The organism is Pseudomonas sp. COR18, assembly GCF_048568395.1.
GTDB lineage: Bacteria > Pseudomonadota > Gammaproteobacteria > Pseudomonadales > Pseudomonadaceae > Aquipseudomonas > Aquipseudomonas fuscovaginae_B.
In genome coordinates this window covers 6039505-6047850 of sequence record NZ_CP183808.1, presented here as the reverse complement: position 1 = coordinate 6047850, position 8346 = coordinate 6039505, and the positions used below count along the sequence as shown (strand labels likewise).

At 63.4% G+C, this 8346-nt stretch carries 6 protein-coding genes; 3 read left to right on the top strand and 3 right to left on the bottom strand.

The window, feature by feature from the left end; translation table 11 throughout:
- Positions 1–134 precede the first annotated feature (134 nt).
- Positions 135–1841, bottom strand: a complete 1707-nt coding sequence (locus ACM62G_RS27515) for a cyclic peptide export ABC transporter (RefSeq protein ID WP_054056608.1) — start codon at positions 1839–1841, stop codon at positions 135–137.
- A 77-nt stretch (positions 1842–1918) separates the two neighbouring features.
- Positions 1919–2980: a TauD/TfdA family dioxygenase gene (locus ACM62G_RS27510; protein ID WP_054063322.1), complete on the bottom strand. Its 1062-nt coding sequence runs from the start codon at positions 2978–2980 to the stop codon at positions 1919–1921.
- A 328-nt stretch (positions 2981–3308) separates the two neighbouring features.
- Between ACM62G_RS27510 and ACM62G_RS27505 the strand changes: the two genes are divergently transcribed.
- The 3 genes from ACM62G_RS27505 to syrC are packed head-to-tail and all read left to right on the top strand — an operon-like array spanning position 3309 to position 7596.
- Positions 3309–5375 (top strand): amino acid adenylation domain-containing protein, encoded by a 2067-nt coding sequence (locus tag ACM62G_RS27505; RefSeq protein WP_419736064.1) that lies wholly within the window; start codon positions 3309–3311, stop codon positions 5373–5375.
- A 16-nt stretch (positions 5376–5391) separates the two neighbouring features.
- Positions 5392–6327 (top strand): syringomycin E biosynthesis L-threonyl-[L-threonyl-carrier protein] 4-chlorinase SyrB2, encoded by a 936-nt coding sequence (gene syrB2 / locus ACM62G_RS27500; protein ID WP_017904096.1) that lies wholly within the window; start codon positions 5392–5394, stop codon positions 6325–6327.
- Between the two features lie 57 nt (positions 6328–6384).
- Complete coding sequence (gene syrC / locus ACM62G_RS27495) at positions 6385–7596, top strand: syringomycin E biosynthesis aminoacyltransferase SyrC (RefSeq protein WP_419736063.1); 1212 nt, start codon at positions 6385–6387, stop codon at positions 7594–7596.
- 102 nt (positions 7597–7698) lie between these two features.
- Here syrC and ACM62G_RS27490 read toward each other — a convergent pair whose 3' ends face one another.
- A complete protein-coding gene (locus ACM62G_RS27490; RefSeq protein WP_054056604.1) occupies positions 7699–8313 on the bottom strand; it encodes an aspartyl/asparaginyl beta-hydroxylase domain-containing protein in 615 nt (204 codons plus the stop codon).
- Positions 8314–8346: the final 33 nt, after the last annotated feature.

The window sequence follows — 8346 nt, the reverse complement described above, 5'->3', positions numbered from 1 at the left end:
ACATTTCTTCTCGCAAAGGGTCGGCCTCACCACGACGAAAAGGTGGCGATAGCTAAAAGTTGAGTCGGGTCCGGGGGCGACCTCGCCCAGCCTGGCGGAGCCGCCTCCCGGGAAGCGTCAAGAAGCGCTGGTATTCAGGCGCGCTTGCCCTGTACCGCACAATTCACGTCGGAGACGATCTGCCCGTCCACCAACTTGATGATGCGATCGGCCAGTTGGAAGTACTGGTCATCGTGGGTGATGATCAGGACTGTCTTGCCGCGGCGCTTGAGATCCGGCAGCAGCTCTTCGTAGAAGAAACGCTTGAACGGCGGGTCCTGGTCGGCGGCCCATTCGTCCAGCAGGTAGATCGGCCGATCTTCCATGTAGGCGCAAACCAGGGCCAGGCGTTTCTGCTGCCCATAGGACAGCGCCTTGGTCGTCGAGTAGCCCATCCCCTCGATGCTGATCTTGTCGGCCAGGCCCAGGGTCGCCAGGTATTTCTGCGCGAGTTCCGTGCTGGCATCCTCCTGCTCGTCCGGGCCGATCAGGCGGTTAAACAGCTGGAAGTCGGAGAACACTGCGGAAAACAGGTCACGGTAGTGGTTGCGCGAGGTGTCGGTGATCGGCTTGCCGTCGAGCAGTACCTGCCCCTCCTGGGGGATGTAGAGTCCGCTGAGCACCTTGGCCAGGGTACTCTTGCCGCAGCCGTTGCCACCGACGATATAGATCAACTCACCGGCACGTACCGTCAGGTCGATGGGCCCCAGAGCAAAACCGGAGCCGCTGATCGGATCCACGTAGTTCATGCGCACATTCTGCAACTGGATGCTGTTCCAGTCCCTCTTGTGATCCAGGAACAGCACGTTGGCGGTTTCGCTGGCGAGGGCTTCGGGTTCGGGATGCGGGTCGTTGATGGAGAAACCGAACTCCGCCAGGCGGGCACTGGCGACACGTCCCTGGGCCAGCAGCGGCATGGCGCTGACCAGCAGCGACAGCGGGCCCATGATGTACAGCACGGCCAGCACACTGGCGCTCAGGGTCTTGCTGTCGATTGTGCCGGCCATGGGGGCCACGAACAGCAGGCAACCGATCAGCAGCGACAAGGTCAGTTGACCGACATTGTCGGCCGCGGTGTACCAGAGCCGTTCGAAATAGTTGTAGCGGGCCACCTTGGTCGAGGACTCCTCGATCGCCGAACGGCTGAACCAGCGGCGGCGAATGCCGTTCAGCTTGAGTTCCTTGAGACCGAACACCAGGGCATGGGTGTATTCGTTGAACGCGGTGAACTCGTCGCGCACCTTGCGGGTGACGCTCATGCCCCCCATGAAAAAGCCCATGTAAAGCGTGACCCCCAGCACGATCAGGCCCATGGTCAGTGCGAACACGATCCAGGACAGATAGGCCAGGTAGCCGATGCCGAACAGAAACACCGCCGTTTCCACCAGCACCGTCGGCATGATCACCAGGGTACTGTTCAATTGCGGGATATCGTTGGTGAGCATGGTCAGGACATTCGGCGCCCCGCGGCGATCGACCTCTTCCAGAGGCGTCACCAGGATCCTGCGGCACAGGGCAATACGCAGGCGGGTCATGATGCGCATGCTGGCATAGGCGGGAAACAGCGCGGCGCCATTACGGAACAGCAGCGCCACCACGCTCAGGCCGACAAACCAGTACACCGTCTGCCACTGGAAGCGCTCCTCGTGGATCGCCTGGTTGATCACATTGACCACCGCGATGGAGGCCACGCCGCTGATCACCCCGGTCAACAGGGTCATCAGGGTCAGCCAGGGATGGTTGCGCCACAGCAGGCGCATGACCGAGCCGGGTTTGGCCTTTTTCTCTTGCCCGTTGTTCATTGGTGACTGTCCTTGAATGCTGGGGCCCGCTCGCCGGCCGGCCGTTTAAAGTCCTGGGAGACCCGGCGTGGGGTCGTTCAGACGGGCTTCCAGACATCGTCCCGGGCGGTCATTTCACCCATGGCGACGACGATCAGCCGAGGTTCCTCGTAGGGGTCGCGGGCATGGGCGGCGAGCATGTTGTCCAGCATCACCACATCGCCCTTGCGCCAGTCGAAACGCACTGCGCAATCCTCGTAGGCCTCGCCGATCAGGGCCATGACCGAGTCTTCGATCGGTGAGCCGTCGCCATAGCTGACCAGCCGTGGCAGGCGGTCGGCACCGAACATGTCCAGCAGGTCCTCGCGCATTTCCTCACCCAGGCAGAATGGATGGTGCAGTTGCACCTGGTTGAAGAAGCAACGCTCACCGGTGAACGGATGGGTGATCACCGCCGGACACTGGGTGCGGATCTGCAGGGTATCGGCGTCGAGCCACTCGAAATCGGTGCCCTGCTCACGGCAGCGCTGTTCGACGACGTCACGCGAGGAGGTGCCGAAGAACGATTCCCAGCCCGGCTCGACACCGGCGGTAAAGGTGCGGCTGTACATCAGGCCCTTGCGTTCGAAGCGCTCGACCACCTCGGCCGGCAGGCGCCCGAGCACTTGCCGGATATCGGCCAACGGCGTCGCCCCGCCGACCCGCGAGGGTTGTTCGCAGAAGAACCATTGCTTGCGCGGCCAGCTCTCCAGGTGCGAGCTTTCGTTGTGGTAAAGGATCATCTCGCGTTCGGGATAGGGCGTGGAGCGATAGACATTGCGCCCACCCTCCTTCTTCGGCAGGTCGCCGTAACTGCCATGCAGGCCCGGTGACAGCGCCTCGGCGAAGGTTTCGAAGGCCGCGACCGAACCCAGGTCGAAGCCGCGGAACAGCAGCGCGCCGTATTGGCACAGCAACGCCTCGATCGCCTCGCGTTGCGTGGATGCCCACAGCGCCGGATCCAGGCCGGCCGCGACGGGCTCGACCACCACCGGCAGGCTGATGCCGGGGGCCAGGAAGGACAGGCGTACCAACGGGTCGCCCACTCCATCGGGCCAGGCCGGCGAGTTCGGCAGTTCGTCAGCGGTGAAAACCGGCGCAGCGTTAGCTTGAAGACTCATTGAACACTCCTGGACCACAGCCCCTCACATCCACGTTGTATGGCGCGAGACCGAACCGGTCCCAGCGCCGCGCAAGGATAAGAACATCGATGGCGGGGAGCTGTCTGTCACTGCAAACCGGGACAGGCGCCGCGTATGCCGCCCGTGACGGCTTTGTCCCCATTTCCCGCGACAGACGCCGGCGACCGCTCAATGCTGAAATGCGGCCACTGCGGATCGTGCCGGCTCTTTCGCAATGGGTCCCCAGGCCGCAGGGACGTCTCAAGTGCAGCGCAACTCGTCAAGGCGCCGATTCGCTGCACCTGGTTATTACACAGGAGCGTAAGTCATGCCGATCAAGAACACTGGCGAATCGGTCAACACCGCGCCAGCCCCTCTCACGTCCGGTGCTTTCCTGCATGAGATATTCGGTGCACGGGCGCGTGAGTTTCCCGAGCGAACGGCGGTGTCCGACGCCACTCGGACATTGAGCTATGCGCAACTCGACGCGCTGTCGTCGAAGCTCGCGGCGCGCCTGCGCCATGAGGGCGTGAAGGATGGCATGCGTGTCGGCATGTACCTGCCACGCAGCGTCGATCTGGTCATCAGCCTGCTGGGCATCCTCAAGGCCGGCGGTACCTATGTCCCGATCGATCCGCAGTATCCGGGCAAGCGTGTCGAGCACATCGTGCGCGACAGCGGCCTGAACCTGGTGATCGGCGACGCCGCGAACCTGCCGCAGAGCCCGGCCCTGCGCGTGCTGCCACTCGACCAACTGCTGTCCGCGCCGGCACTGGAGCCGAGTGCCGATGTCGGCCGTCGCGACCCGGACCAGGCCACCGCCTACATCATCTACACCTCCGGTTCCACCGGTGAGCCCAAGGGCGTACAGGTTGCCCACGGCAACGTCAGCCGCCTGCTGGAAAGTACACAACGCGTCTACGGTTTCAACGCCCAGGACGTCTGGTCGATGTTCCACTCCATCGGTTTCGACTTTTCGGTCTGGGAAATCTGGGGCGCCCTGGCCCACGGTGGCCAGGTCAGCGTGGTGCCGTATGACGTCTCCCGCTCTCCGAGCGCCCTGCGCCAATGGCTGTCGGACCAGCGCGTGACCGTGCTCAGCCAGACCCCATCGGCCTTCCGCGGCCTCGACGAGGCCGATCGTGGCAGCAAGGCGCCCCTGGCCCTGCGCTATGTGGTCTTCGGTGGCGAGGCGCTGCCGACCACCGTGCTGCGTTCCTGGGTCGCGCGCCATGGCGACCAGAAGCCGGCACTGATCAACATGTACGGCATCACCGAAGCGACCGTTCACACCACCTTCAAGCGTGTCCTGGGCCAGGACCTGGAAACCGGTGCGATCGTCTCCGTCGGCCAGCCGCTGGATGGCTGGCGGCTGCACCTGCTCGACGCCAACCAGGCAGCGGTGCCCCGGGGCACGGCCGGCGAACTGTATATCGAAGGCGCCGGCGTGGCCCAGGGCTACCTGAACCGTGCCAGCCTCAATGCCGAAAGGTTCATCCAGTTGCCCGGCACCTCGACCCGCGCCTACCGCACCGGCGATCTGCTGATCCTGGGTGAAGACGGCGAGTACCGTTACGCCGGTCGTTGCGACGAGCAACTGAAGATCAGCGGTTTCCGCATCGAGCCGGGCGAGATCGAGGCCTGCCTGCAGACCAGCCCGCACGTGGCGGCCGCCCATGTCGGCGCACACGACTATGGCGATGGCGACCTGCGCCTGGTGGCCTATGTGGTCCCAAGCCATGGCCTCGGCGCCTGGACCGAGCAGGTCCGTGGTGAAGTCACCGCCCTGGTGGCCGCCAGCCTGCCGGACTACATGCGTCCTTCGACCTACCTGGCCCTGGCGCAGTTGCCGGTGACCGCCCATGGCAAGATCGACAAGCAGCAACTGCCCTCGCCCACCGGCGGCGTCACCCCGGTCGGCGCGGCCGGCAACCCGGAGCTCAACCAGGTCGAGCAGTTCGTGCTCAAGGTGTGGAACGAGGACCTGGGCCTGAAGAACATCGGTCTGAACGACGACTTCTTCGATTTCGGCGGCACCTCCCTGGCCCTGATCCGTTCGCTGAACAAACTCAAGACCCACTTCCAGATCAGCCTCGACCCCGGTGTCCTGGCGAACGGCGCAACCGCCAAGGTGCTGGCCGACTATATCTCCCGCACGCAACTGGCTCCCGAACAGTTCGTGCTCAAGATTTGGAACGAGGACCTGGGCCTGAAGAACATCGGTCTGAACGACGACTTCTTCGATTTCGGCGGCACCTCCCTGGCCCTGATCCGCTCGCTGAACAAACTCAAGACTCACTTCCAGATCAGCCTCGACCCCGGTGTCCTGGCGAACGGCGCGACCGCCAAGGTCCTGGCCGACTACATCTCCCGCAACCTTGTTCAAGCCCATTGACCAAAAGGAAAGACCCGTGAGCAAAAAATTCGCCCTGACCCCGGAAGAACGCGCCTCGTTCGAAAAGAACGGTTTCATCGGCCCATTCGATGCCTATTCGCCGGAAGAAATGAAAGAGGCCTGGAAGCGTACCCGCCTGCGCATGCTCGACCGTAGCGCGGCGGCCTACCAGGACCTGGATGCCATCTCCGCCGGCACCAACATCGCCAACTACGACCGTCACCTGGATGACGACTTCCTGGCCGATCACATCTGCCGCGCGCAGATCTGCGACCGCGTCGAAAGCATTCTCGGCCCGGACGTACTGTGCTGGCGCACCGAGTTCTTCCCCAAGTACCCAGGCGATGAAGGCACCGACTGGCACCAGGCCGACACCTTCGCCAACGCCTCCGGCAAGCCGCAGATCCTCTGGCCGGAACACGAGGACTTCGGCGGTACCATCACCGTCTGGACCGCGTTCACCGACGCCACCATCGCCAACGGTTGCCTGCAGTTCATCCCCGGCACCCAGAACAGCATGAACTATGACGAAACCAAGCGCATGAGCTACGACCCCGAGGCCAACAACAGCTCGGTGGTCAAGGACGGCGTACGTCGCGGTTTCTTCGGCTACGACTATCGCCAGTTGCAGATCGACGAGAACTTCAAGCCCGACGAATCCGCCGCCGTGCCGATGGTGATGAAAGCCGGCCAGTTCATCATTTTCTGGTCGACCCTGATGCACGCCTCCTACCCGCACAACGGTGAGTCCCAGGAAATGCGCATGGGCTTCGCGTCGCGCTATGTGCCGTCGTTCGTGAAGATCTACCCGGACTCCGATCACATCGAGGAATACGGCGGTCGCATCAGCCTGGAGAAATACGGCGCGGTACAGGTGGTCGGTAACAAGACGCCGGACTACAACCGCCTCGTGACCCATACCACCCGCGGCAAGAAATTCGAAGTGGCCTGATCCCTACCAGCCTGACGACAGTTGGCCTGCGCAATGTGCCTACAGGAGTTGAAATCCATGACTATTTCCACCGACGCAACGTTGCGCCTGTGCGAGACCGTGAGGATGCTTAGGCACCTTGCCACCCACCTGCCCGATCCCGTTTGCCTGAGCTTTCTCGCCCACGGCGATGGCCCGCTCCCCGAGCAGGCCTCGCCCAGCGTCAGGGCCACGGAACGCGCGGTCAACGCCGCCTTTGCGCGGATCGGCGTGCATGCCCTGCAGTACCTGCACGGGGGCGAGGCCCAGCTGTCGTCCTTCGAATACTTTATCAGCCGCAAGATCTGCGAGGCGCTCGACTACCGCTACGATCACTTCGACGATGACGAAGAGAGCGCGGCGTTCAAGCGGGCGCTCAAGCATTTCGATTTCAGCGGTGCCGCGCCGCACATCGAGGCGCTGCACCTGACCACCCGCGACAACGTCGCCCTGTCGGTCTATGCCGGCACCCACCGGGAGCGTCCGGCAATCGTCCTCGCCCTGCCCTGCGGCATGCCCTTCGACCTTTGCCGCGACTGGTTCGACGCACTGAGCGAACGCTTCTTCGTGGTCACCTGGGAGACCCGCGGGCTGTTCGGTGCCTGCGAGTCCTTCGATGGCATCGCCGTGGACACCCAGGCCCAGGTCGCCGACCTGATCAGCGTGATGAATCACTACGAACTGTCCACCGCCCACCTGATGGGCATCTGCGGCGGCGCGGTGATCGCCCTCAGTGCCGCCGCGGCCCACGGCGACCGGGTCAGTTCCCTGAGCCTGTGGCATGGCGACTACAACCTGGGCGACGACAACCTGCGCACCGCCCATCAGCAGAACTTCGAGTGGCTGATGGAAGCCGCGGCCCAGGACCGCCACGAGGCCAGCGACCTGCAGACGATGTTCCTCGACCAGGCGACGCTGGCCACCACGCCCGAGCCGATCGCCCATGTCGCGCTCTATCCCTACGTCAACCCGGAGCTGTTCTATCGCTATGCGCGCCTGAACGACGCCTTGAACAAGACCGAGCTGGCCTCGCAGCTGGCGCGGGTCGCGGTGCCGACCCTTGTGGTCGCCGGCGACGCCGATGCCACCACGCATATCGGCGGATCGCGCCACATCGCCGCCTCGATCGAGGAGGCCACCCTGCATGTGGAGCGCGATGGCAGCCACCTGGCGTTCTTCGAGTCCACCCAGCTGGCCAAGCAGACCGCCTTCAACTTCCTGGAAGAAGTCCTGCAGCCGTCTTTCGCCTGACGGTTGCGGACAGACAACAAAAGGGGGCTTGCGCCCCCTTCTTCGTTCCTGCTGCCGGCGACGGCCAAAGCGGCCCGTTTGCGCGGACCGCTGCGTCCGCTATCAGGCGGCGATCATGTTCTTTTCGCGATAGAACTCGAGGTACAGAACGGTACGGAAATCGCGCGAGGCATTGACCGCGAAGTGATCGAGCGAGCCGTCGAAGATCACCAGGTTGCCATTGGTGCTCTGGTTGAAGTTGCCGTTGACGTTGAGGTAGGCGTAGTTGCCGGTGACGGGCGCATCGATGGTCAGTTGCATGTGCAGCAGCCCCTCCTCCCAGGTGCCGGTATGGGCATGGGTGCCCAGGAACACGTTGGGTTCCATGCGCAGCAGGGCACAGAGCTTGACCCCGGGGATCTGGGTCAGCAGCTCGATGGTTTCCGGCATCGCCTCACGGGCATAGGGAATCGGTGTGTCGTAGGCCATCAGGCCATACTGGGTCCACTCGGGCATCACTTCCATGTTGTCGCCCCAGCCCCAGATCCAGCCGTACTGACCACCGGCAGCCATGTGTTCATCGACTTCGTTGACGATATCGGTGATCTGCTTGCCGACCCGGTTGATGGTCAGGGTCGGCGCATTCAGGGCGAGAAACTCCTTGCGAATCACCTCCCAGTTGTTGGCCAGGTGCTGAAGCTTGGGGAAGTGACTGGGATCATAAAATGACGGACGCATAGGTCCTCCTCTATCGATTGTTGTCGGCTCGGA